This is a genomic window from Streptomyces sp. NPDC025721 (assembly GCF_055558595.1).
This window is the reverse complement of record NZ_JBVHMF010000035.1, coordinates 43,489-68,391: the sequence shown is the minus strand read 5'-3', so window position 1 is coordinate 68,391 and position 24,903 is coordinate 43,489. Positions and strand designations below refer to the sequence as shown.

18 protein-coding genes are annotated in these 24,903 nt (G+C 71.3%); 5 read left to right on the top strand and 13 right to left on the bottom strand.

Annotated features, from left to right (window positions below; all coding sequences use genetic code 11):
- Positions 1-132: 132 nt before the first annotated feature.
- Both ACZ4EF_RS33340 and nrdR read right to left on the bottom strand, forming a co-directional pair.
- A complete protein-coding gene (locus ACZ4EF_RS33340) occupies positions 133-3,030 on the bottom strand; it encodes a vitamin B12-dependent ribonucleotide reductase (RefSeq protein WP_355338233.1) in 2,898 nt (965 codons plus the stop codon).
- A 120-nt stretch (positions 3,031-3,150) separates the two neighbouring features.
- Positions 3,151-3,663, bottom strand: coding sequence for a transcriptional regulator NrdR (gene nrdR, locus ACZ4EF_RS33335; RefSeq protein WP_366567504.1), 513 nt, complete (start codon positions 3,661-3,663; stop codon positions 3,151-3,153).
- A gap of 505 nt (positions 3,664-4,168) precedes the next feature.
- Here nrdR and lexA point away from each other — a divergent pair.
- Positions 4,169-4,942, top strand: a complete 774-nt coding sequence (lexA, locus tag ACZ4EF_RS33330) for a transcriptional repressor LexA (protein ID WP_355338227.1) — start codon at positions 4,169-4,171, stop codon at positions 4,940-4,942.
- Between the two features lie 175 nt (positions 4,943-5,117).
- Here the strand turns inward: lexA and ACZ4EF_RS33325 are convergent, their stop codons facing one another.
- Positions 5,118-7,100 (bottom strand): ATP-dependent DNA helicase, encoded by a 1,983-nt coding sequence (locus ACZ4EF_RS33325; RefSeq protein ID WP_467507855.1) that lies wholly within the window; start codon positions 7,098-7,100, stop codon positions 5,118-5,120.
- A gap of 103 nt (positions 7,101-7,203) precedes the next feature.
- On the opposite strand from ACZ4EF_RS33325, the gene ACZ4EF_RS33320 reads away from it, so the two are divergent.
- Together ACZ4EF_RS33320 and ACZ4EF_RS33315 are read left to right on the top strand one after the other, a co-directional pair.
- Complete coding sequence (locus ACZ4EF_RS33320) at positions 7,204-8,373, top strand: FHA domain-containing protein (protein WP_391163810.1); 1,170 nt, start codon at positions 7,204-7,206, stop codon at positions 8,371-8,373.
- 39 nt (positions 8,374-8,412) lie between these two features.
- Positions 8,413-9,612: a serine/threonine-protein kinase gene (locus ACZ4EF_RS33315; protein WP_401857252.1), complete on the top strand. Its 1,200-nt coding sequence runs from the start codon at positions 8,413-8,415 to the stop codon at positions 9,610-9,612.
- Here the strand turns inward: ACZ4EF_RS33315 and ACZ4EF_RS33310 are convergent.
- The 5 genes from ACZ4EF_RS33310 to ACZ4EF_RS33290 form a co-directional block, all read right to left on the bottom strand.
- Complete coding sequence (locus tag ACZ4EF_RS33310) at positions 9,590-10,171, bottom strand: FHA domain-containing protein (protein WP_401725328.1); 582 nt, start codon at positions 10,169-10,171, stop codon at positions 9,590-9,592. The genes ACZ4EF_RS33315 and ACZ4EF_RS33310 overlap by 23 nt on opposite strands.
- Positions 10,172-10,272: 101 nt before the next feature.
- Positions 10,273-12,039, bottom strand: a complete 1,767-nt coding sequence (locus ACZ4EF_RS33305) for an IucA/IucC family protein (protein WP_467507851.1) — start codon at positions 12,037-12,039, stop codon at positions 10,273-10,275.
- Positions 12,040-12,162: 123 nt separating this feature from the next.
- Positions 12,163-12,936 (bottom strand): GNAT family N-acetyltransferase, encoded by a 774-nt coding sequence (locus ACZ4EF_RS33300; RefSeq protein ID WP_467507860.1) that lies wholly within the window; start codon positions 12,934-12,936, stop codon positions 12,163-12,165.
- Between the two features lie 55 nt (positions 12,937-12,991).
- Entirely contained in the window at positions 12,992-14,827 is a 1,836-nt protein-coding gene (locus ACZ4EF_RS33295; protein WP_467507850.1) for an IucA/IucC family protein, read from the bottom strand.
- Positions 14,828-14,889: 62 nt separating this feature from the next.
- The gene (locus ACZ4EF_RS33290; RefSeq protein ID WP_402713696.1) at positions 14,890-16,239 is read right to left on the bottom strand and encodes a diaminobutyrate--2-oxoglutarate transaminase; all 1,350 of its coding nucleotides are present in this window, start codon (positions 16,237-16,239) and stop codon (positions 14,890-14,892) included.
- Positions 16,240-16,531: 292 nt separating this feature from the next.
- Between ACZ4EF_RS33290 and ACZ4EF_RS33285 the strand changes: the two genes are divergently transcribed.
- Positions 16,532-17,695, top strand: a complete 1,164-nt coding sequence (locus ACZ4EF_RS33285; RefSeq protein WP_391052229.1) for a trypsin-like serine peptidase — start codon at positions 16,532-16,534, stop codon at positions 17,693-17,695.
- 102 nt (positions 17,696-17,797) lie between these two features.
- Here the strand turns inward: ACZ4EF_RS33285 and hflX are convergent, their stop codons facing one another.
- The 5 genes from hflX to miaA form a co-directional block, all read right to left on the bottom strand.
- Positions 17,798-19,294 (bottom strand): GTPase HflX, encoded by a 1,497-nt coding sequence (hflX, locus tag ACZ4EF_RS33280; RefSeq protein ID WP_355338200.1) that lies wholly within the window; start codon positions 19,292-19,294, stop codon positions 17,798-17,800.
- Positions 19,295-19,638: 344 nt separating this feature from the next.
- A complete protein-coding gene (locus ACZ4EF_RS33275) occupies positions 19,639-21,810 on the bottom strand; it encodes a RelA/SpoT family protein (protein WP_391163803.1) in 2,172 nt (723 codons plus the stop codon).
- 185 nt (positions 21,811-21,995) lie between these two features.
- On the bottom strand, positions 21,996-22,913 hold the full coding sequence (dapF, locus tag ACZ4EF_RS33270) for a diaminopimelate epimerase (RefSeq protein WP_467507847.1): 918 nt from the start codon (positions 22,911-22,913) through the stop codon (positions 21,996-21,998).
- 52 nt (positions 22,914-22,965) lie between these two features.
- On the bottom strand, positions 22,966-23,484 hold the full coding sequence (locus ACZ4EF_RS33265; RefSeq protein WP_467507858.1) for a hypothetical protein: 519 nt from the start codon (positions 23,482-23,484) through the stop codon (positions 22,966-22,968).
- 105 nt (positions 23,485-23,589) lie between these two features.
- Positions 23,590-24,504, bottom strand: coding sequence for a tRNA (adenosine(37)-N6)-dimethylallyltransferase MiaA (miaA, locus tag ACZ4EF_RS33260; RefSeq protein ID WP_467507845.1), 915 nt, complete (start codon positions 24,502-24,504; stop codon positions 23,590-23,592).
- 120 nt (positions 24,505-24,624) lie between these two features.
- On the opposite strand from miaA, the gene ACZ4EF_RS33255 reads away from it, so the two are divergent.
- Positions 24,625-24,861 carry an antitoxin gene (locus ACZ4EF_RS33255; RefSeq protein ID WP_355338188.1) on the top strand — a complete coding sequence of 79 codons (237 nt, stop codon included), beginning with the start codon at positions 24,625-24,627 and terminating at the stop codon, positions 24,859-24,861.
- Positions 24,862-24,903: the final 42 nt, after the last annotated feature.

Here is a 24,903-nt window from a genome sequence, read left to right as displayed (position 1 = left end):
GGGGGGTTTTTCCGGGGGGGGGGGGGGGAGGGGGGGGGGGGGGGGGGGGGGAGGGGGGGGGGGCCCCCCCCCCCCCCCCCCCCCCCCCACCGCCCTGACCAGTCAGTTCAACAAACGGGCCGCGCCCGGATGTCAGCTACAACCGCTCGTCGATCCGCAGCCCTCGCACAGGTAGCAGCTCCCCGCGCGGCGCATCTTGGTGCCGCAGGAGAAGCACAGCGGCGCGTCGGCGTTGAGGCCGAGCTGGATCTCCAGCAGTTCCGTGGAGTTGTGCGCTTCCTTGGGCGCCGGTACCGCCGCCGCGCCCGCTTCGGGCTTGGCCACGGCCAGCGGCTTACGGGGTTCTGCCTCGCGGACCTCGCGCGGCGCGGACTGCGCCAGGCCCTCGACGTCGACCTCTTCCTCGGCGGCCTCGTAGGAGCCGGTGTCCAGGTGGCGCTGCCGCTCGGGCGCGGAGTGGATGCCCAGCGCGGAGCGGGTCTCGAAGGGCAGGAAGTCCAGCGCCAGGCGGCGGAAGATGTAGTCGACGATCGACTGCGCCATCCGTACGTCCGGGTCGTCGGTGAGACCGGCGGGCTCGAAGCGCATGTTGGTGAACTTCGAGACGTAGGTCTCCAGCGGGACGCCGTACTGCATGCCCACCGAGACGGCGATGGAGAAGGCGTCCATCATGCCCGCGAGGGTGGAGCCCTGCTTGGACATCTTGAGGAAGACCTCGCCGAGGCCGTCGTCCGGGTAGGAGTTCGCCGTCATGTAGCCCTCGGCGCCGCCGACCGTGAAGGACGTGGTGATGCCGGGGCGGCCCTTGGGCAGGCGCTTGCGGACCGGACGGTACTCGACGACCTTCTCGACTGCGGCGGGCGCCTCGGCGGCGGCCTCGGCCGGCTTCTCGTCCTTCTTCTTGGCCGAGAGGGGCTGGCCGACCTTGCAGTTGTCGCGGTAGATCGCGAGCGCCTTCAGGCCGAGCTTCCAGCCCTCGAAGTAGACCTCCTCGACCTCTTCGACGGTCGCCGTCTCCGGCAGGTTGACCGTCTTGGAGATCGCGCCCGACAGGAACGGCTGGGCGGCGGCCATCATCCGTACGTGACCCATGGCGGAGATCGCGCGCTCACCCATGGCGCAGTCGAAGACCGAGTAGTGCTCGGGCTTCAGACCCGGGGCGTCGATCACATTGCCCTGCTCGGCGATGTGGGCGACGATCGCCTCGACCTGCTCGGCCTGGTATCCGAGCCGCTTGAGGGCCGCGGGCACCGTGTTGTTGACGATCTGCATCGAGCCGCCGCCGACGAGCTTCTTGAACTTGACCAGGGCCAGGTCCGGCTCGACGCCCGTGGTGTCGCAGTCCATCATCAGGCCGATGGTGCCGGTCGGCGCGAGCACCGACGCCTGCGCGTTACGGAAACCGTTCTTCTCGCCCAGCCGGACGACGTCCTGCCAGGCCTCGGTGGCCGCGGCCCAGACGGGGGTGTCCAGGTCGTCCACGCGGGTGGCGGCGCCATTGGCGTCGGAGTGCTGCTTCATGACGCGCTTGTGGGCATCCGCGTTGCGGGCGTAGCCCTCGTACGCGCCGACGACCGAGGCCAGTTCGGCGGAGCGCTTGTAGGAAGTGCCGGTCATCAGCGAAGTGATGGCACCGGCGAGGCCGCGACCGCCGTCGGAGTCGTACGCGTGGCCGGTCGCCATCAGCAGCGCGCCGAGGTTGGCGTAGCCGATGCCGAGCTGGCGGAAGGCTCGGGTGGTCTCGCCGATCTTCTGGGTCGGGAAGTCGGCGAAGCAGATGGAGATGTCCATCGCGGTGATGACCAGCTCGACGACCTTGGCGAAGCTCTCGGCGTCGAAGGACTGGTTGCCCTTGCCGTCGTCGCGCAGGAACTTCATGAGGTTGAGCGAGGCGAGGTTGCAGCTCGAGTTGTCGAGGTGCATGTACTCGCTGCACGGGTTCGAGGCGGTGATCCGGCCCGTCTCCGGCGAGGTGTGCCAGCGGTTGATCGTGTCGTCGTACTGGATGCCCGGGTCGGCGCAGGCCCACGCGGCCTCGGCGAGCTTGCGGAAGAGCGCCTTGGCGTCGACCTCCTCGATGACCTCACCGGTCATCCGGGCGCGCAGCCCGAACTTCGAGCCGGACTCGTACGCCTTCATGAATTCGTCGTTCACACGGACGGAGTTGTTGGCGTTCTGGTACTGCACCGACGTGATGTCGTCGCCGCCCAGGTCCATGTCGAAGCCCGCGTCGCGCAGGGCGCGGATCTTCTCTTCTTCCTTGACCTTGGTCTCGATGAACGCCTCGACGTCGGGGTGATCGACGTCCAGGACGACCATCTTGGCGGCGCGGCGGGTGGCGCCGCCCGACTTGATGGTGCCCGCGGAGGCGTCCGCGCCGCGCATGAAGGAGACCGGTCCCGAGGCGTTGCCGCCGGAGGAGAGCAGCTCCTTGGAGGAGCGGATCCGGGAGAGGTTCAGGCCGGCGCCGGAACCGCCCTTGAAGATCATGCCCTCTTCCTTGTACCAGTCGAGAATCGACTCCATGGAGTCGTCGACGGACAGGATGAAGCAGGCGGAGACCTGCTGGGGCTGAGCGGTGCCGACGTTGAACCACACCGGGGAGTTGAAACTGAACACCTGGTGCAGCAGCGCGTAGGTCAGCTCGTGCTCGAAGATCTCGGCGTCCGCGGGGGAGGCGAAGTATCCGTGGTCCTCGCCCGCCTTGCGGTAGGTGAGCACCACTCGGTCGATGAGCTGCTTCAGGCTCTTCTCGCGCTTGGGGCTGCCCACCGCGCCGCGGAAGTACTTGCTGGTGACGATGTTGACCGCGTTCACCGACCAGGAGTCGGGGAACTCGACGCCACGCTGCTCGAAGTTGATCGAGCCGTCGCGCCAGTTGGTCATGACGACGTCACGGTGCTCCCAGACCACTTCGTCGTACGGATGCACGCCGGGGGTGGTGTGGATGCGCTCGATGCGCAGACCCTTGCTCGCCTTGGATCCCTTGGTACGGGAACCGCGTGCCGGGCCGCTCGTCGTCTCTGTCATTCCGCCTCCCTATACGGGCGAAAACGCCCTAATGTGCGCGGATCTTCCCGCAACACGGTGATGTCTGCCGCCTCGGCGCACCTGGCGCTCCGGCAAATCTGTGGGTCCCCGCCGTTCCGCTCAGTCGGCGGCGACTGCGGGCGCGGGGACTCCGAGGTCCTCGTCGAGCCCGCCGGGAGTGGTGGGTGGCAACTGCTCGCGCAGCTCCGTGATGGCCGTCTCGAAGTCCTCGAGCGAGTCGAACGCCCGGTAGACCGAGGCGAAGCGCAGATACGCGACCAGGTCGAGGTCCTGAAGCGGACCGAGTATGGCCAGTCCCACGTCGTGGGTCGACAGCTCGGCGCTGCCGGTGGCCCTGACCGCCTCCTCGACGCGCTGCCCGAGCTGGGCGAGGGCGTCCTCGGTGACGGGGCGGCCCTGGCATGCCTTGCGCACGCCCGCGATCACCTTGCTGCGACTGAAAGGCTCGGTCACTCCGCTGCGCTTGATGACCATCAGTGACGCGGTCTCGACCGTGGTGAAACGGCGACCGCAGTCCGGGCACTGCCGACGGCGGCGGATCGAGGTGCCGTCATCGGTGGTGCGGCTGTCGACGACGCGGCTGTCGGGGTGCTTGCAGAAGGGGCAGTGCATGGTTCCCGGCTCCCTTCCTCACCCGCGGTGAGCGCACGACGAAATGGCCTTCGGGGAGCCTTGTCGGCCCCTCGAAGCAGTCCCAAGCATAGGCGATCCTGCGGAGTTTGCGGCCGCCGGCCCCCCGCGAAACCACTACGGGTGGTGGCTGGTGCATATACAACCACTAGATCTGGGGGCGGCGGGCAAACACCGTCGCTCCGCGTGTCGCGCTTGCGGCCGGAGGTGAGCCTAGGGGAAGTGTCGTGACGGCCCGCCGCCGGGGCACGGGTGGCAGACTGAGCCGCACGGAGCCCCCGGGACACTCGGCAGGCCGTGGATAATCGAACTTCCATTCGACCAATACACCCGATACCTTGATCACGTCAGCGGATTTACGCAGATTCACTCGAACGTGTGTTTGGCGCAACCTTTCGAAACCCACTACCGTTGTACTAACTGCCCGCGACTGCGAAGCGGGCCGGCCGCAGTCCATGCGGTGGGAGAACATCGAAAAGGGGCCGCCGTGACCACCACCGCAGACAGCGCCACATTGACCGCCCATGACCGCTCCCAGGATCGGATCGGCCCGTTGGACGTGACAGGCGAAGACAACAGCCCGAAGCCCGCACGATCGCTCCCCGGGCGGCCCCCCGGTATTCGTGCCGACAGCTCCGGGCTCACCGAGCGGCAGCGCCGCGTCATCGAGGTCATCAGGGACTCCGTGCAGCGTCGCGGATATCCGCCGTCCATGCGCGAGATCGGCCAGGCCGTCGGCCTGTCCAGCACGTCCTCGGTGGCCCACCAGCTCATGGCCCTGGAGCGCAAGGGCTTCCTGCGCCGCGACCCGCACCGTCCCCGCGCGTACGAGGTCCGCGGCTCCGACGGCGGCCACCCGCAGCCCACCGACACGGCGGGCAAGCCCTCCGCCTCGTATGTGCCGCTCGTCGGCCGGATCGCGGCGGGCGGCCCGATCCTCGCCGAGGAGTCGGTCGAGGACGTCTTCCCGCTCCCCCGCCAACTGGTCGGCGACGGCGAGCTGTTCGTGCTCAAGGTGGTCGGCGACTCGATGATCGAGGCGGCGATCTGTGACGGCGACTGGGTGACGGTACGCCGTCAGCCCGTCGCGGAGAACGGGGACATCGTCGCCGCGATGCTGGACGGCGAAGCCACGGTGAAGCGCTTCAAGCGGGACAACGGCCACGTGTGGCTGCTTCCGCACAATGCGGCGTACCAGCCCATCCCCGGCGACGAGGCGACGATCCTCGGCAAGGTGGTGGCGGTGCTCCGCCGGGTCTGACCGACCCCAACGAACGGGCCCCGGGACCTCTGCGCCGGTTCCGGGGCCCCGCCATGCCCGCTGAGCGGCCGTCCTCCTGTCGACTGAGCCGTACGACTCCCCTGTCAGCCGCCAGCCTGAAGCCCCGCTCCGGTCGGCCCTGTCCCCGTCCCGTCCCTGCCCTGTCCCTGCCCTGTCAGCCGACGACCGCCGCCGTCGCCGCCGCGTCGATCGCCGCCAGAGAACGCCGGACCTGATTGCGGTCGGTCGTGTACCAGAGGTCGGGCATCGAAGACCGCAGGAAGCTGCCGTAGCGGGCGTTGGCCAGCCGTGGATCGAGTACGGCGACCACGCCGCGGTCGCCCATCGCCCGGATCAGCCGTCCCGCGCCCTGTGCCATCAACAGGGCCGCGTGGGTGGCGGCCACGGCCATGAAGCCGTTACCGCCGTGCTCCTCGACCGACTTCTGCCGGGCGCTCATCAGCGGGTCGTCCGGCCGCGGGAACGGGATCCGGTCCATCACCACCAACTGGCAGTTCACACCCGGCACATCGACGCCCTGCCACAGCGAGAGCGTCCCGAACAGACACGTCTTGGCGTCCTGCGAGAACGTACGGATCAGCTCACCGAGCGTCTCCTCGCCCTGGAGCAGCACCGGGTGGTCCAGGCGGCCCCGCATGGCCTCCGCGGCGGCCTGGGCGCCGCGCATGGACGAGAACAGCCCGAGGGTACGGCCGCCGGCCGCCTCGATCAGCTCGGCGAGTTCGTCGAGCATGTCCTCGCGGTTGCTGTCCCTGCCCGGCTGGTTGAGGTGCCTGGCGACGTAGAGGATGCCCTGCTTGCGGTAGTCGAAGGGCGAGCCGACGTCGATGCCCTTCCACTGCGGGACGTCCTCGCCCTCGGTGCCCTCGGGGGCCAGGCCGAGCAAGGCGGCCACCCCGTTGAAGTCGCCGCCCAGCTTGAGGGTGGCGGAGGTGAGCACCACCGAGCGCTCGGTGAAGAGCTTCTCGCGCAGCAGTCCGGACACGCTCAGGGGGGCGACCCGCAGCGAGGCCCCGTACCGGTCGTGCCGCTCGCACCACACCACGTCGAATTCGGAGTCGAGCACCAGCCGCTCGCTGACCCCGTGGATGTGCTCCACCGCGGCGAGCGCCTGCTTGCGGACCGCGTCCTCGTCCTGCACGGACTTGTCGCGGGTGTCGCCGATGGCGGTGATGACCTGGCGGCAGGCGTCGCGCAGCGCCGCGAGGACGTACCCCAGATCCTCGGGGATCTCCTCCAGTCGTCCCGGCAGGGCCAGCTCCATCACGCGCTCGAAGCCCTCGGCGGCGGTGAGCAGGGCGTCCGCGGCCTTCTCGTTGACCAGCCGGGACGCGCGCTTGACCGCGCGGTTGACGGCGCCCGGGGACAGCTCGCCGGTGGCGACCCCGGTGACGCGGGAGACCAGTTCGTGCGCCTCGTCGATGATCAGGACCTCGTGGCCCGGCAGCACCGGGGCGCCCTCGATGGCGTCGATCGCCAGCAGCGCGTGGTTGGTGACCACCACGTCGGCCAGTTTGGCGCGCTCGCGGGCGGCCTCGGCGAAGCACTCGGCGCCGTAGGCGCACTTGGTGGCGCCCAGACACTCGCGCGAGGTGACCGACACCTGGCTCCAGGCGCGGTCGGAGACGCCGGGGGTGAGGCCGTCCCGGTCGCCGGTCTCGGTCTCGTCGGCCCAGTCGCGCAGCCGCAGCAGGTCCTGGCCGAGCTTGCTGGTCGGCGCGGCGGCCTCGAAGGGGTCGAAGAGACCGTCCTCCTCGTCCTGCGGCACGCCCTCGTGCAGGCGGTGCAGGCACAGGTAGTTGGATCGGCCCTTGAGCATCGCGTACTGCGGCTCACGGCGCAGCAGCGGCTTCAGCGCGTCGACGGTGCGCGGCAGGTCGCGCTCGACGAGCTGGCGCTGGAGCGCGAGGGTGGCGGTGGCCACCACCACGCGCTCGCCGTGGGCGAGCGCGGGCACCAGATAGCCGAGCGATTTTCCGGTGCCGGTACCGGCCTGGACGAGCAGATGGGACTGGTCGTCCACGGCGGCCTCGACGGCTTGGGCCATGGTGACCTGACCGGCCCGCTCGACACCTCCGACGGCGGTGACGGCGGCGTGCAGCAGGTCGGTGAGCGCGGGTGGGGGCGTGGCAGTCATAGGGAGGCAAGCCTAGAGGGCCGCACTGACATCGCCGTCCGCGCCGGGTGCCGCGGATCGTTCGGCGGACCGTTCAAGTCGGGCGGTGATAGCTTCTGGACACATGCCGTTCGAGCGCCGCCTGACTCTGGATGCCTCCGCCGCGGAATATGTGATCGACGTCGCGAATGTGGTGCGTGAACCGGCGCTCGGCGGGGAACGGGCGGCGGATCTGGCCCGGTTGTCGGGTCTGCTGGACGCGCTGGCGGAATTCACCCGCGATCCCGCCGTCCAGGTGTACGCGATCACCGACCGTTCCCTGCTGACCGACGGCCGTCTGACGCCCGAGGAGCGGCAGAGTCTGGACCGCTGGTATCTCGAAGGGCTGCTGGAGGTCCTGCCGAGGGCCGACGACCGCATCCTGGAGCTGGCCGACGCGCTGGAGCTTCGGGTGGTCAGCGCGGACAATTTCCTGGACTTCCACCGCGCCTATCCGTGGATTCCCGGCAACCGGGACCGTTTCCTGCGGCCCTTCCTCCAGCCGGACGGCGTGATCGGCGTACGGCCGCGGATCATGCCGGTGCCTCCCGAGTGGCAGGTCTCCCGCAAGGAGGAGGAAGGGCTGCTCCTGGAGGCGGGCGTGTACCGGCGCTGGGACCGGTCGGCGCACCGGGCGGTCCTCAGCCGTGACTGGCGCTGTCCCGAGGCCGACTGCCCGCTGTTCGGCGCCGCCGACCGGCCGAGCACCGCGCTCCCCCGCCGCCGGAAATCCCAGGTTCTCTGCCCGACGCACGGGCTGCCCCTGGCGGACGCGGGTCCCCGTCCGTCCCGCGCGCAGGTGAAGGTGGTCATGGACGGGACGGTGCGGGGCCGCTTCATGGTGACGGCGGGCGAGCCGCTCGCGGTCGGCCGGGCGCCCGCCGACGGCGGTGTCGTCCTCGGCGCCTGGATCGACGACACCGAGGTCGAGTCGGTGAGCCGTACCCATGTGATGGTCAGTTACGACGGCACAGGGCTGAGCGTGGTGGACGAGCGCAGTGCGAACGGCACCTGGGTGCGGCGCCGCCGCCCCACTGGTGACGAGTTGGTGCCGTTGCCGCACGGCGCGCTGTGGCATCTGCGCCAGGGGGATTCCGTCGTCCTGCACGAACGGCTGGAACTGCTGCCCAGCGGCCGTCAGTTCGTCTTCGAGGAGGACCCGGCGGACGGTACCGTCGGACCGCGGGTGAGCGCGGACGCGGCGGGTCCCACCATGATGGCCGTACCGTGGCCGCCGGGGCAGGAGCCCGGGTGAACCGGGCCGCGACGGCGAACGAGCGGGGACGAGGACGACGTGTCGGGGGAGATCGGGATCGGTACGGTCCTCAGCGACCGGTACCTCCTGGAGGAGTCGCTGGGCGGCGGCGGGTACGGGCAGGTCTACGCGGCTCTCGACCGGAGTCTGGGGCGGCGTGTCGCGGTGAAGGTGCTGACGCTGCGCGCCGATTGGGGCGACGGCGAGCGTGACGAGCGCCAGGGTCGGTTCCGCAGGGAGGCGATGGCCGCCGCCGCGCTGAGCCATCCCAATGTGGCCACCGTCCATGACGCGGGCGAGCACCGGGGCAGGCCGTTCATCGTCATGGAGTTGCTGCGCGGCGCGGACTTCCGCCAAGTGCTGCTGGACCGCGGCGGACTGCCGGTGGCCGATGTCATCGCCTATGGCGCGCAGATCAGCGCCGGGTTGCGGCACGCGCATGAGCGCGGGCTCGTCCACCGGGACATCAAGCCGGAGAATCTGATGCTTCTCCCGGACGGCGTCGTCAAGATCTGCGACTTCGGCCTGGTGGCGCACCGCGACGACAGCGCCACGCGGTACACCGATCCGCGGGCGGTCATGGGCTCGCCGCCGTACTTCTCGCCCGAGCAGGCGCGCGGCGCCGAGGTGACCGCGCGGTCCGACCTCTATTCGCTCGGCTGCGTGCTGTACGCGATGCTCGCCGAGGGACCGCCCTTCTCGGCCGGGACATCCGTGGGATACGCGTACATGCACGTCCACGAGGCGCCGGAGCCCATCGAGCGGCGGCGCCCCGAGGTGCCCGCCGGACTCGCGCGCCTGGTGCACCGGATGCTCGCCAAGAAGCCGGACGACCGGCCGGCCGACGCCGGGGAGGTGGCCGAGCGGCTGCGCGCGCTGATGCGGCCCGCTCCCGTACGGCGCAGTCCCACGGTGCTGGACCGGAGCGCCGGCCATGTGCTGTGGGCGCTGCTGGAGGACGCCGAGGGGCTGCTCGCCGCGGACCGGTTCACCGACGCGGACGAGCGCTACTGGCAGGCGCTCCAGCACATCGCGCGCCAGGGTGCGGAAAACGAGGCCGCACCATTTGCGGCGCTTTTCGGCCGGGCGCGGGCCCTGGAGGGTCTGAACGGCACGACCGCCGTCGTCCGCCGCTTCGAGGAGCTGTCGGCCGACGCCGCGCAGGCGCTGGGCCCCGAGCACCCGCTGGCCCGTTGCATCGCCGCCTACGCGGAGGTCAGAGCAGTACGCGGACGGTGACGTCGGCGGCGAGCCGGAGGGTGTCGCCGGGGCGTACGGGTGCCCGCTCGCCGGGCGCGAGCCGGTAGCCGTGGACGAAGGTGCCGTTCGTGGAGCTCTCGTCGGAGATCCAGGCGGAGCCGTCGGGCTCGACGCCGATCATGGCGTGGATACGGGACAGATTGTCGTGCGCGGCGAGGAAGGGCACGGCGGGGCAGTGCTTCGGGTCGCGGCCGAGCCGGATCGAGTTGGCCGGCTCCACCGCGACGATCTCGCCGCTGGGGAACCGCAGTCGCAGTGCCCGCGGCGGTGCGTCCCTGCGCGTCTCCAGGGGTCGGGGCAGCGCTCCGGGGATCACGTTGATCACTCGGGTGTGTTCGGAGTCGGCGCCGTGGGCGCTCGGCAGCAGCGCGGTCGGTTCCGGGGATGCCTCGGGGGCGGCTCCCTGCGGCGGGGTCTGCGCGGCGCGGGCCGCGGCCATCAGCGAGAAGGGCACGAAGCAGCCCTGGCAGAGCAGTTGTCCCGGCCGCACGGCCGTACCGCACTCCGGGCAGGGTTCGACGCCCGCTGCCTCCCGCATGGCCGCCCCCACCTTTCCGCGGTGATTCCCGTACGCGTTCGGTACGGGATTCCGTACCGGGTCCCCGTGCTCGGATCGTATCGGCTCGGCCGCGGCGCGCCTCAGGGACGGGGAAGGTGGAGGGGGTTGGCGACCGTGCCGTGCACGGCGGCGTGCGGGCGCTGCGACCGGTCGCGGTAGCCGTCGAGGTGCAGCCGATTGCGATTGAGGCAGAGCCGGTCGATGCGGGGCGTAAGGAGGTCGAAGGCGGCGAAACGTTCCTTGAGTTCGGGAAAGCGCTCCTGGTGGCGGATGATCTCGTCCCGCACCAGGGTCCAGAATTCGGCTTCGGGCACGTCCAGTTGTGCTTCGCACAGGGGCGCGAGATAGCGCAGGACTCCGATGAAGAGGCCCGCGTGGATGAACTGGGTGAGGAATTCGGGCCGTTCGGTGAGCAGCACCTGGCGTACGTCGTCCGGCATGCCGTCGTGTTCGGGAAGTGGGTCCGCGGAAATGTTGATGTCGTCGACGAAGTCCTTCACCGCGAGGCGTACCGGGATGTCGTGCTCGTCGTAGACCACGATGGTGTTCTCGCCGTGCGGGGAGAAAACCGTGCCGTATTGGTAGAGAAAACGCAGGAGGGGCGGCAGCAGCGCCGCGAAGAGGTGGCGCAGCCATACGCGGGGCGCGAGACCGGACCGGTCGACGAGTTCGGCGGTGAAAGATCGCCCGTTCGGGTCGGTGTGCAGCAGCGCGGCGAGGGTACGGGCGTGTTCTCCCGGTTCCAGATGGGCGGCCAGCGGCTCGCGCCAGATGCAGCCGAGCAGTTCGCGGTACTGGTACGGGACGGTGGGCAGCCGGTCGTACTGCGGGTGTTCGACGGTGACGGAGGCGACCTCGCCGAGCAGGATCACCCGCGTCTCGTCCCGCAGGAAGGGGTCGGCGTCCCGCAGTCCCCGCACCCAGGCGGTGACGGCCGGGGCGGCCAGCGTGCGTTCGGTCGGCAGGCCGCGCCAGACCAGGGTGTTGAGGACGGACAGCGGGAGCTTGACGGTGCGCCGGTGCGGGCGGCTGGTGTTGAGGAAGGTGCGGATCGACTGCTGGGGCAGCCGCAGGTCGTTGTCAGTGGTGAGGTGGAGGATGGATCCGTCGCTGATCGCGGGGGCGAAGAGCGGCGCGATCACCTGGTCCCACTGCCAGGGGTGGACGGGCAGCAGCAGGTAGTGGGCGGGGTCGCGGTTCCGGTCGGCGATGGTGTGCCGGAAGGTGTCGAGGGTGCCGGGGGTGAGTTCTTCGGCGTAGAGGAGATCGGGGGTGGCGAGCGTGGAGATACCGCGGTATTGGGCGAGGTCGCGGTGTACGGCGATCCAGGGCAGGCGCCCCGGCTTGCGCGCCTCGGGTGCCCAGCGGGCGGCGTCGGCGGCGGAGAAGCCGATACGTCCCTTGTTGGCGACCAGCCAGGGGTGGCCGGTCTGGTGGCCTTCGAGGTCGGCGTAGTCCAGGTCGGCGAGTTCGGCCGCCGTCAGCGCGGTGCTGTCGAGCCGCACGTCGGCGCGGAGCGTCGCGAGGAGTTCCTGGATCAGGTGCCCTGTGGTGTCGCCGCTCAGGCCGAGCACGCTCTCGTGGCCGTGCAGCAGGAAGTGCAGCGGGTCACCGGTCGGCGTGACGCTGTCCGCGTCCACGTACCAACTGCCGTACGCGCCGCGCCGGGCACGGAAGCGGTAGGTCACGTCCGGGCTGAGCCGTAGCCGGTACGCGGTCGGGCCCTCGGCGGGCTCCGGTTCGGGGACGATCACCTCCTCGTACGCGAACTCGGCGAGCATCTTGGCCAGCAGGCGCCTGGCCGCGTGCTGCCAGGCGGCGGAGTCGGACACGGAGGGGGTGAGCACAGTGGGGCTCCTGCGGTGGGGACCTGGTGACCTGGAAGGCAGGGGTGAGGAGGGTTCGGGGAACCGCCGTCGAGGCGGCGCCCGAAGGACGCGATGTCGGGGCGCAGGCGTTGCCGGCCGGGCTCAGAGCCGGTGGCGCAGCGAACGGTCGCGGATCATGAGGGCCGCCCGCTTGCCGGGCAGTTCGAGTTCCGCGGACAGGCGGAAGCCCGCGGTGAGGAAGGCGGCGACGGAGGGAGTGTTGCGCAGGTCGGGTTCCGCGATCACTCGTGGGCAGCCGGGGCGGTGGTCCAGAACGATGTCGCACACGGCGCGCAGCAGCGTGCCGCCGAGGCCGCGTGCCCGGTCGGCGACGCCGCCGATGAGCAGGTGGACGCCGATGTCGTGCGGCCGGGCCGGATAGAAACGGGCGACCGGGTCCAGATCGGCGCGGTAGATCTCCCAGTAGCTCATCGGCGTGCCGTCCAGCACGCCGAGGCAGGGCACGCTGCGTCCGTCCCCCTCGGTCTGGCCGCGCAGGTGCCGCTCGGTGACGCGCTCGTCACCGGCCAGCTCCCAGAATTCGGCGACGGCCGGGTCGTTCATCCAGCGGGTGAGCAGCGGCAGGTCGCGGTCGACGCGGACCGGCACCAGCCGGAAGGAGCCTGCGGGGGTCTCGACGGCCGGCCAGGAGGCGGCCGCGCCGAGGAGTCCTGGCCTCGCGGCGCCCGCCGGGTCCTCGGTGTCCGGTTCGGCGGCGTCGAACGCCGTCGCGGCGAAGAGGGCCAGGACCTCGGGCGGCAGCTTCAGGTCGAGGGTGTCCTCGGTACTGGAGTCGGCGGGTGTCACGGGAGCTCCTTCCTCTCCTGAGCGGGGTCCGGTCCTCGTCGGGGGTCCGGGCCGGTTCCCGGCGGGGATCCGGTGCGGGTCCGGGGGCGAGGACCGGGGACGGGCGCGCGGCCGGACGGTCCGCTCAGACGGTCAGCGGGTTGGGCATGGTGATGTAGACCGACTGGGTGTCGACCGGTCCGACGAGTTCGTCCATTCCGTGCAGCCTGGTCAGCAGATTGGCCTTGCTGCGCAGTTCCGGGGCGTCCAGCAGCCGGGCGGGAAGGCTGCTGCGGCCTCCCGCGGCGGCGGCCAGGAAGCGGCGGAACGCGGCGAGCAGCACCTGCTCGTCCGCGAGCCGCTGGGAGCCGAAGGCACCGATGAGGCCGAGGACGTTGTTGACGCCGAGGTAGTAGGCGATCCGCTCGTCCGCGATCTCGTCGGCGACGAAGGTGTCGCTGTCGGCCCCGATGCCCGGCTGCTGGCGTTCCAGCTCCGCGCGGTGCGACTCGCGGAAGTAGTACCCCTGGTTGTCGCGGTAGCGCCCGCCGCAGGGCCAGCCGGAGGCGTCGAGCAGGACGAGAGTGTTCTGCTGATGCGCTTCCAGGGCGATGCCCGCCTGGCCGTCGAGCCACAGCACCGGCCGTACGACCGCGTCGAGGTAGCGCAGGAACCACTCGGTGGCGACCGCCGTCGCGGGCCTTCCGGTGCGCTCCGCGAGGCGGGTGACGAGCATGGCCAGCCGGGAGCGCAGCGCGGGCGCGGGAACGCCGGGCCACGGGCGCGGCGAGGTGAGTCCCGCCACGCAGTGCGCCTGGTCGCCGGGGCCGAACGGGCTGTGCCTGAGCACGACGTCCAGGCCGGGCACCGGTGTGCCGTCCGGCGTGTCCACGCCCAGCCAGGCCGGGTCGCGGACGATGTCGAAGCCCGGGTGGGCGGCGTGCCAGCGCGCGACGAGCCCGCTGCGCAGCAGCCGGTGCACCTCGGTGCCGCGCCTCAGCTCCTTGCGGAGATTCTCCCTGCGGGAGTTGGTGATGCGCAGCGCGAGGGAGAGCTTGAGCATCGCGGGCGCGTCGGGACGGTAGACGGTCCGCACGGAAGAGGTGGCGTACCACGGGTCGCCGACCGGGCCCAGGTCACGCAGCAGCCCGGCGTCCAACAGCCGCTGGACGGCGGGCCGGTGCAGGATGTCGCGCGCCTGCCAGGGGTGCAGCGGGAGCGGCGCGGTGCCTGCGGGGCACGCGAGTTCTGGCCCGGCCATCGCGGTCAGCAAATCGGCGGCCGGTACGGGTCGGCCGCGGTCGGTCCACGCGGAGTCGGTGGCGAGGACGGCGGCGTCCACGGCGAGCCAGTGCAGCGCGAAGGAGCCGCGCGTCTCGGGCGAGTACGCGGCGCTCTCGCTCTCGCTGAGCCCTTCGCGGGCCTTGGGCGCGGGATGCGTCGGGTGACCGAGGAGCAGGGCCTGTTCCGACTCCAGGAAGGGCAGTTCCGGCTCGGGCCTGCCGGGCCGCGCACGCCGCTCGCTGACGAACACGGCGGTCCTGCGTACCGAATCGGCCACCCTCGCCACCAGGTCGTCGCCCTCGGCCGCCGCGCCGCCGCCTTCACGGGCCAGCAGCGCGGCGAGCGCGACCGCGGTCAGCGGGCGGCTCGGGGCGGTTGTGAGGCGGACCGGTCCGAAGCGGTGGTGGCCGGTGGCCGACCAGTGCAGGACAGCCGCCTGGGCCTGCGTGCCGCTGGCGGGCAGAGAGATCCGCAGCAGGCTGTCGGCGGGCTCCGTGAGGCCCGTCTCGCGGACCCAGCAGCGCAGCAGATTCTCGGCGCCCGCCGCGTCGGCGACGCGGTACGGGTCCGGGTGCTCCAACGGGTCCGGATCCTGGTCGGCCGCGGCGGCGCGCGGTCGCTGCACTGGTACGGCGGCGGCCAGCGGCACCGCCGCGCCGGGCGGCATGGGGGTGCCGGGGTCCACGGGTGCGGTCATGCCAGGGCTCCACTCGTCGGTACCGCGCGGCGGCACGGCTTCTCGCGGTCGGTCCGCCGGGGTCATGCCGGGCCGCCTCGCGTCGCGGTCCGCGCGGCGTCGATGGCGGCGGCCAGCCGGTCGAGCACGGCTTCGGCCTGTTCGTCGGTGATGGTCAGCGGCGGCAGCAGCCGGATCACGGCGCCGTGCCGTCCGCCCAGTTCGACGATGAGTCCGCGGCGCAGGGCCTCCTGCTGGACGCGGGCGGCGAGCCGGGGCGCGGCGGGAAGCGCTCCGTAGTCGTCGGGCTCGGCTTCGGTGTCGACGAGTTCGACGCCGATCATCAGACCGCGTCCTCGGACGTCGCCGATGCAGTCGTGGTGCGCGGCGAGTCCGCGCAGGCGGCTGAGCATGCGCGCGCCGACGGTCTCCGCGCGCTCGTGCAGCGCGTGCTGCCGTACGAAGCGGAGCGTGGCCGTACCGGCGGCCATGGCGAGTTGATTGCCGCGGAAGGTGCCCGCGTGGGCGCCCGGCTGCCAGGCGTCGAGTTCTTCGCGGTAGACGATCACGGCCAGCGGGAGGCTGCCGCCGATGGCCTTGGACAGCACCATGACGTCGGGCACGATTCCGCTGCGCTCGACGGCCCAGAAGGTGCCGGTACGGCCGACGCCCGTCTGCACCTCGTCGACCACCAGCGGGATGCCGCGCGCGGCCGTGATCTCACGCATCCTGCGCAGCCAGGTGTCGGGCGCCGGGATGACGCCGCCTTCGCCCTGCACCGGTTCGAGGAGCATCGCGGCGGGCGGCTGCACCCCGCCCTTGGGGTCGTCGAGGAGATGCGCGGTCCAGCGCGCCGAGAGCTCGGCCCCCCGGTCGCCGCCGATGCCGAACGGGCAGCGGTAGTCGTACGGGTACGGCAGACGGGTGATCCGCGCGTCCGCTTCGCCGACGGCGCCGCGGACCGCCGTGTCACCCGTAGCGGCGAGCGCGCCGGCCGTCATGCCGTGGTAGGCGCCGGAAAAGGCGAGGAGTCCGCCGCGCCCGGTGGCGATACGGGCGAGCTTGATGGCCGCCTCCACCGCGTCGGTCCCGGCGGGCCCGCAGAACTGGATACGGCCGTGCTCGGCGAGTTGAGGCGGCAGCGTCTCGAACAGCGCGGTGGTGAAGGCGTCCTTGACCGGGGTCGCGAGGTCCAGGACGTGCAAGGGAGCGCCCGAGTCCAGGACGCCCCTGATGGCCTCCAGGACGACGGGGTGATTGTGGCCGAGAGCGAGGGTTCCCGCACCGGACAGGCAGTCGAGGTACCGGCGGCCGTCGGCGCCCTCCACGGTCATCCCGCGGGCGCGGACGGGTACCACCGGCAGGGACCGCGCATAGGTGCGCGCGGCCGATTCGCGCTGCGCCTGCCTGCGGAGAATCGCCTCCCCCGTCATGGATTCGTCGGCCGGTCCCTCGGCGGACACCTCGGCCGATGCCGCCAGTCGTTGTCCCGGCGCGCTCGAAATGGCGGCCACGTGCTCACTCCTCCGGGTCGGCGTCCAGGCAGTCGTCCCCCGTCCGTACTAACGACTGGGTGACGGCTCGATCACGGGCGGCCCGGAGACTTTCGGCGCGGAACCGGCGAACACCCCCGGCCGTCCCTCACACCAGCGGCATAGTGGTGGCCACCGCGCATCGGGGGCGGCAACTGCCGTACAGCCGAAGACATCTCAGGGGGAGCAGTCCATGTCATCCATACGAAGGCCCTTGGTGGCCGCGGCGGCGGCAGCCGTTCTCCTCGCGGGCACCGCCACCGCGTGCGGGTCGTCCGGTGACTCCGCGGACGCCAAGCCCAGTTCGTCGGTGACGGCGGGCAACAACCTCGGTCTGCCGACGTCCTTCCCGACCAGCCTCGACGACCTGAAGAAGTGGGAGCAGGCGTACAAGAAGGGCGGCTGGAAGAACTGGGACAAGGCGAAGTGGCTGCGCAAGGCGGCGGATTTCGTCAACCCGGTGATCAACGGGCTGTGGAGCGACGACCGCATGAAGGGCGCGGACCAGAGCGACAAGAAGGTGCCCACCAACGTGTCGGCCGACCAGGGCGAGAGCGACCCTGCGCCGGATCCGGTGCAGGCGAGCCGGGTCACGGCGCCCTACCACGAGGCTGCACCTGGTGTCGGAAAACTCTTCTTCGACGGGCCCAAGGGCTCGATGGTCTGCTCGGCGACGGTGGTCCGGGACCCGGCGCATCCGGGCAAGTCGAATCTGGTGTGGACGGCGGGCCACTGCGTGCACGCGGGTGCCTCCGGCGGCTGGTACCGCAACATCGCCTTCGTCCCCGCCTACAACGACACGGGCAAGAGCGCCGCGGCCCTGGAGGGCGCCTCGCGTGACGTGCTGGCGCCGTACGGCGTGTTCTGGGCCGACTGGGCCAGCACTTCCGACCAGTGGATCAGCACGGGCGCCGAGTCCGGCGGCAGCGGTTCGCCGTACGACTTCGCCGTGCTGCATGTGAAGCCAGAGGAGGGCGCGGGCGGCAAGTCGCTGGAGGAGACGGTCGGTACGGCGATGCCGGTGTGGTTCGACGCGCCGTCCGCGACGCGGATCGGGACGATGGGCGCCTGGGGCTATCCCGCGGCGCCCCCCTTCAACGGGCAGCAGATGTACGACTGCGTGGGCAAGCCGGGCCGGCTGTCGCTGAACGCCCAGGCGCCGACGGAGTACCGGATCGGCTGCACGATGACGGGTGGTTCGTCGGGCGGCGGCTGGTTCGCCAAGCGGCCGGACGGGACGACGGCGCTGGTCAGCAATACGTCGATCGGGCCGGTGACGAACACCTGGCTGGCGGGGCCGCACTTGGGTTCCGAGGCGAAGAAGGTCTTCGACGGGGTGAGCCAGAAGTTCAACTAGGGAACGACGCATGGGTAAGGGGCCGCCTCCTGGAGGCGGCCCCTTACCCATGTCAGTGTGCGCGTCGGCCTGGCGTCGAACTGCCGTAGCGCCTCAGCCCTGTCAGGTCCTGGCGACGAGCGTGAACGGGGCCAGTTCCGCGGCCAGTTCCTCGTGCACCCGCACCTTGAGCAGCGTGCCGTCGCCGGTGTGCTCCTCGGAGAGGACCTCACCCGCGGCGTGCACCCGGGAGACGAGACCGCCGTGCGTGTACGGCACCAGCGCCTCGACTTCCACATCGGGCCGCGGCAGTTCCTGGTCGATGATCTCCAGCAACTCGTCGATGCCCATGCCGCTGCGGGCAGAGACCGCGATGGCGTGCTTCTCGTTGCGCAGCAGACGCTGGAGGACCAGCGGGTCCGCGGCGTCCGCCTTGTTGACGACCACGATCTCGGGCACGTCCAGCGCGCCGACATCGCGGAACACCTCGCGTACTGCCGCGAGCTGCTCCTCGGGCACCGGGTGCGAGCCGTCCACCACGTGCAGGATCAGGTCGGCGTCGCCGACCTCCTCCATCGTGGACCGGAAGGCCTCGACCAGGTGGTGCGGCAGGTGCCGCACGAACCCGACGGTGTCCACCAGGGTGTAGAGCCGTCCGCTGGGGGTCTCCGCGCGGCGCACGGTCGGGTCCAGGGTGGCGAACAGCGCGTTCTCCACCAGGACGCCCGCACCCGTGAGCCGGTTGAGCAGCGAGGACTTGCCCGCGTTGGTGTATCCGGCGATGGCGACCGACGGCACCTTGTGCCGCTTGCGCTCCTGGCGCTTGAGGTCGCGGCTGGTCTTCATCTCCGCGATCTCCCGGCGCATCTTGGCCATCTTCTCGCGGATACGCCGACGGTCGGTCTCGATCTTGGTCTCACCGGGACCACGCGTCGCCATGCCGCCGCCGGACGAACCGGCGCCACCGCCACCCATCTGCCGGGACAACGACTGACCCCAGCCGCGCAGCCTCGGCAGCATGTACTGCATCTGTGCCAGCGAGACCTGCGCCTTGCCCTCACGGGACTTGGCGTGCTGAGCGAAGATGTCGAGGATCAGCGCGGTCCTGTCGACCACCTTGACCTTGACGACGTCCTCCAGATGGATGAGCTGGCCGGGGCTCAGCTCACCGTCGCAGACGACGGTGTCGGCGCCGGTCTCCACGACGATGTCGCGCAGCTCCAGTGCCTTGCCAGATCCGATGTACGTGGCCGGGTCCGGCTTGTCGCGGCGCTGGATGACGCCGTCGAGGACGAGTGCTCCGGCGGTCTCGGCGAGCGCCGCCAGCTCGGCCAGCGAATTCTCGGCGTCGTCGACGGTCCCCGTGGTCCAGACACCCACGAGCACCACGCGCTCCAGTCGGAGCTGCCGGTACTCGACCTCGGTGACGTCCTCGAGCTCGGTGGAGAGTCCGGCGACCCGGCGGAGCGACGCACGCTCGGAGCGGTCGAATTGGTCGCCGTCCCGGTCCTCGTCGATCTCATGACTCCAGGCGACGTCCTCTTCCATCAGGGCGTCGGCCCGAAGGCTCTCGGGGAGGCGCTGGCGGTTGTTCGAAGAGGAAGAAGAAGAGGAGGTCATTGGATCCTTTGGTCGAGCGGTCAACGGGTCGGCGGTGTTTCTGCCGTTACTACGATGGTCGCACGCCGGACACTCGCGGTCACGCGAGTTTCGCCGCGGATACCCGCGAGGGCTGTCCGCCGGCCGACAGGACCGGATCTCCGGCGGCCGTCGCCGGAATCACTCCTGTGGGTGACGATCACCCCGGAACCTACGATCTGCCACCAGACGTTCACTGGGAGTAACGATCGAAGGAGACAGTGATGACCCGCTTCCCGAAGTCCCCGCAGGTGCTCACCCGGGCTTCCGCGCCCGCGTCCTCACAAGAGTCCTCGCGCGCGTCCAAGCGTGTGTACGCCCTGGTCTCAGGGCTGCGCCGCCGTGACGGCCAGTCGCGCGCGGTAGACGTCATAGACGCCTGGCACCGACCGCATCGCCCGCATCAGGACCGCCAGCGCCTGGGGGTCGGGCAGCTCCACCGTGTACGTGTGCCGCACCCGGTGCTCCTGCGGGGGCTCCACCGCGGCCGAGACGATCCCGACGCCCTGGGCCGCGATGGCCTCGGTGAGGTCGGCGAGCAGGCGCGGGCGGCTCAGCGCCTCGGCGAGGATCGTGGCCCGGAAGCCGTTGGCGGTGCCGTCGTCGCGCCAGCGGACGGGTACGGGCGCCCGTCCCGCCGTGACCATCCGGGCGGTGCTCGGACACTCGACGCGGTGAACGGCGACGGTACCGCCGCGGATGACGAATCCCGTGAGGCCGTCCGGAGGCACCGGCGTGCAACAGCGGGCCAGCCGTACGGTCGCGTGCGGCAGGTCGGTGACCGCCACCGGTTCGGCGGCGCGCGCCTGGCCCGCGGCGTGGGTCGGGCGTACCGCAGGGGCCGACGCCGGCTTGTCCTCGTCTGCCGTCGCCGGGTTCTGGGTCAGCCACCTGGTGATGGCGATCCGGGCGGCCGGGGTGATGGCGTGCTCCAGCCAGTCGGCGTCGGGGCCGGAGGTGGCGGAGTCGTCCATCAGGAGCTGGAGGGTGTCGCCGTCGCGCAGCCGGGTCCCCAGCGGTGCCAGCCGCCCGTTGACGCGGGCGCCGACGCACTGGTGACCGGCCTCGCCGTGCACCGCGTAGGCGGCGTCCACGCAGCTCGCCCCGGCGGCCAGCCGCATCGTGCCGATGGACTCGCCGGACTCGGTGGCGAAGACGGTGATCTCGCGGTCCTGGGCGAGGTCGTCCCGCAGAGCGGACCAGAAGGTGTCGGGGTCGGGGGCGTCGCGCTGCCACTCCAACAGCCGGGCGAGCCAACCGGGTTGGGTCGGGTCCACCCTCCCCCAGGTCTCCGCCGCGCTCGCGCCCTGCTCGGCCTCGGCGGCCTGCGGAGTCTCCTCCACGGCGTGCGGGTCACCGAGCGCGATCACCCCGGCTTCCGCGACCCGGTGCATCCGCCGGGTGCGGACCAGGACTTCGGCGATCCGGCCGCGCTCGTCGGCGACGGCGGTGTGCAGCGACTGGTACAGGTTGAACTTGGGGGCGGCGATGAAGTCCTTGAACTCCGCGATCACCGGGGTGAAACAGGTGTGCAGCTCACCGAGCACGGCATAGCAGTCGGCGTCCTCGGCGACCACGACGAGCAGGCGGCCGAAGTCGCAACTGCCGAGTTCCGCGCCGCCGCGCTTGAGCAGGACGCGGTGGACGGAGACCGCGTGCCGCGGGCGGATGGCGACCTCGGCGGCGATGTCCGCCTCGCGCAGCACCTTGCGCAGGTCCTCGGCGACAGCCGCGAGGAGGTCGGGTCCGGCGGCGTTCGCGGCGATCATGGCCCGGGTCCTGGCGTGCTCCTCGGGGTGGAGGATCGCGAAGACCAGGTCTTCGAGCTCGGTCTTCAGTGCCTGCACACCGAGGCGTTCGGCGAGCGGGATCAGCACATCGCGGGTGACCTTGGCGATCCGCACCTGCTTCTCGGGGCGCATCACCCCGAGGGTGCGCATGTTGTGCAGCCGGTCGGCGAGCTTGATCGACATCACGCGTACGTCGTTGCCGGTGGCGACGAGCATCTTGCGGAAGGTCTCCGGCTCCGCGGCGGCGCCGTAGTCGACCTTCTCCAGCTTGGTGACGCCGTCGACGAGATAGCTGACCTCCTGGCCGAACTCCTCCCGTACCTGATCGAGCGTCACATCGGTGTCCTCGACGGTGTCGTGGAGGAGGGAGGCGGTCAGGGTGGTGGTCTCCGCGCCCAGTTCGGCGAGGATCAGCGTGACCGCCAGCGGGTGGGTGATGTACGGCTCGCCACTCTTGCGCATCTGACCGCGGTGCGAGGACTCCGCGAGCACATACGCCCGCCGCAGCGTCTCGATCGCTTCGGGGCCCGCTTCGGGGTGGCGCGCGCGGTGCACCTTGGTGAGGTGCTCGATGGCGTCGGGCACGCGGTCCCGGCCGCTGGGGCCGAGCAGCGCCGCGCGGCCGAGCCTGAGCAGGTCGATCCGGCGCAGTCCACGGCGCGGGGCCCCGGCACTGCGGTCGGCGTCCACCGCGTTGTCTGCGCTCATCGGGCACCTCCAGCAGCCTGAACCGGCTGCGGACGCTCTCCACGCCCCGTGGGGCCGCGCCGGTGATTGATGCTACCGAGCCCACCACGTGCGGCAGTCACGCTCTCGCCGAGAGTGATCCCCATCACCCGTTCGAGGGAACGTGTGCGGGAATCCCGGTCGGATACCGCCGGAAAGGTGGTGGTTCAGGCACCGGGGTCGGCGGAGGGACCGCCGCGCCAGGCCGGGTCGATGACGCCCTCGGCGACGATCACCGCGGGTCCGGTCATCTCGATCTGTCCGTCGGCGGTCTCGGTGATCACCAGTCGGCCGCCGGGAACATCGACGGTGTACGTGACCGGGCGGCCGGTGACGGCCGGGTCGGCGCCGTCGCGGCGGGCCGCGGCAACCATCACGGCGCAGGCGCCCGTGCCGCAGGAGCGGGTCTCGCCGGAGCCGCGCTCGTGGACGCGCAGAGCCACGTGGCGCGGCCCGCGGTCGACGACGAATTCGACGTTGGTGCCCGCCGGGTAGGCGTCGGCGGGGGTGACCGCGGGGGCACGGAGGAGGTCACCGGCGTGGTCGAGGGTGTCGACGAAGGCGACGGCGTGCGGGTTGCCCATGTCGACGTGGAGCGCGGGCCAACTGCGGTCGCCCACGGTGACGGTGACGGCGCCCTCGGGAAGCGTGGCGCGGCCCATGCGGACCGTGATGTCGCCGGGAGTGCCGTCGTCGGCGTCCTTGACGATGTGGACGTCGCGGACGCCGGCGCGGGTGGCGACGGACAGGTCGCCCGCGTCGGTGAGGCCGGTGCGCTGGAGGTAGCGGGCGAAGACGCGGACGCCGTTGCCGCACATCTCGGCGATGCTGCCATCGCTGTTGCGGTAGTCCATGAACCACTCGGCCCGGTCGGAGAGTGCCGCGGCCTCGGGGTGGCAGGCGGAGCGGACCACGCGCAGCAGGCCGTCGCCGCCGATTCCGGCGCGCCGGTCGCACAGGCGGGTGACGTCGGCCGGGGACAGGTCGAGCAGACCGTCCGGGTCGGGGACGATCACGAAGTCGTTCTCGGTGCCGTGGCCCTTGAGGAAGGCGAGCGGTGCGGTGTCGTGGCGCGCGTCAGTCACGTCATCGATCGTACGCGGGCGACGGAGGGGGATGGGCTGGTGGGCGGGGCCGTCAGCGCAGCCGGGCGACGCGCCAGACGGCGAGCACCGCCAGCAGGGCGATCAGCGCGGTGTATCCGGCCACGTAGCGCCAGTCGACACGGGCACCGGAGCCGCGGGCGGGCAGGCCGGGCCAGGTGTAGCCGACCCGGCGGGCGGCCATCAGGCCCCACCCGGCGGAGCAGCAGCACAGCAGCAGGCCGAGCATGGCGACGACAGGTCCCGCGTCGCCGGATTCGAAGGCGAGGGGGAAGGCGAACATCAGCGATCCGCTCACCGCGAGGGCGATGATCGGGGCGAGTTGCCAGATCCGCAGTCGGCGCTGGGGGCGCAGCTCGCGGAAGGACTGGCCCTCCTCCATCGGCGGAAGGGGCTCGATCGCTTCCAGGGAGCCGAGGGAGTCCAGGGGCTCGAAGGGCTCCAGGGTGTTCCTCGACTCGGGGATGGCGCCATTGCGCGGAAACTCCGGGGGAATCTGGGCTTCCGCCTCGGGGTCGCGCCCGGCTGGGGTGTCGCGTGGGCCGGCTTCCATCGCCACGCGCCCTCCCGATTCTCCGACACCGTAGCTAGATGCTCGATGATGGCACGGTCGACCGGCCGGTCCGGGACGCCGGAGCGTCCCGATGCCATCACGTGATCAGGCTGTAACCGCTTCTTGGAGCAACGTCAGCGCCTGGTGCGCGAGTTCCGTGCCGCGGGCCGTGAGCCAGTGCACACGCGGGTCGCGGCGGAACCACGAGTCCTGACGGCGTGCGAAGCGCTTGGTGGCGCGTACGGTCGTGGCGCGGGCCTCGTCCTCGGTGCACTCACCGGCCAGTGCGGCGAGCACCTGTTGGTAGCCGAGCGCGCGGGAGGCCGTACGTCCTTCGCGCAGCCCCGCGGCCTCCAGGGCGCGGACCTCGTCGACCAGACCGGCCTCCCACATGCGGTCGACGCGCAGGGCGATGCGTTCGTCGAGTTCGGGCCGGGGGACGTCGACGCCGATCTGGACGGTGTCGTAGACGCCCTCGGGGCCGGGGAGGTTGGCGGCGAAGGGGTGGCCGGTGATCTCCACGACTTCGAGGGCGCGGACGATCCGGCGGCCGTTGCTGGGCAGAATGGCGCGGGCGGCCTCGGGGTCGACCGCGGCCAGCCGGGCGTGCAGGGCGCCGGAGCCGCGCATGTCGAGTTCGGCCTCCAGGCGGGCCCGGACGGCCGCGTCCGTGCCGGGGAACTCCAGGGCGTCGATCGCGGCGCGTACGTACAGGCCGGAGCCGCCGACGAGCACCGGGACCCGGCCCTCGGCGTGCAGCCGGTCGATCTCGACGCGGGCGAGGCGCTGGTAGTCGGCAACGTTGGCGGCCTGTGTCACGTCCCAGATGTCCAGCAGGTGGTGCGGCACGCCCTGGCGTTCGTCCGGGCTGAGCTTGGCGGTGCCGATGTCCATACCGCGGTAGAGCTGCATGGAGTCGGCGTTGATCACCTCGCCGTCCAGGATCCGGGCCAGGGCCACGCCCAGATCGGACTTCCCGGCTGCGGTCGGGCCGACGACGGCGATCACACGGTTCTTCACGTGGCCAGTCTCGCAAACATTGGCCGCTGACCTCGATCGATTGGCGTGAAGCAGGCCAGGGCGGGCACAGGTATGGTCGGAAACAGGGCGGGGGATTCACGATGCTTGGGAAGGTGCCGCATGGGCCTCAAGGACACGTTCAAGGACAAGCTGGGCTTGGCGAAGAGCAAGGCCGGCGACTTGGCGCAGCAGCACGGCGGCAAGATCGAGTCGGGGCTGGAGAAGGCGGCGCACACCGTCGACTCCAAGACCGGCGGCAAGTACAGCGACAAGATCGGCACCGGGGTGGACAAGGCCAAGGGCGCCTTGGGCAACCTCAAGGACAAGAGCGGCAAGGACGGCGACGCGACCGTCTGAGCGCTCGCGCGGCGCCCTGCCGTAGGACGTCCGAGTCGCGCG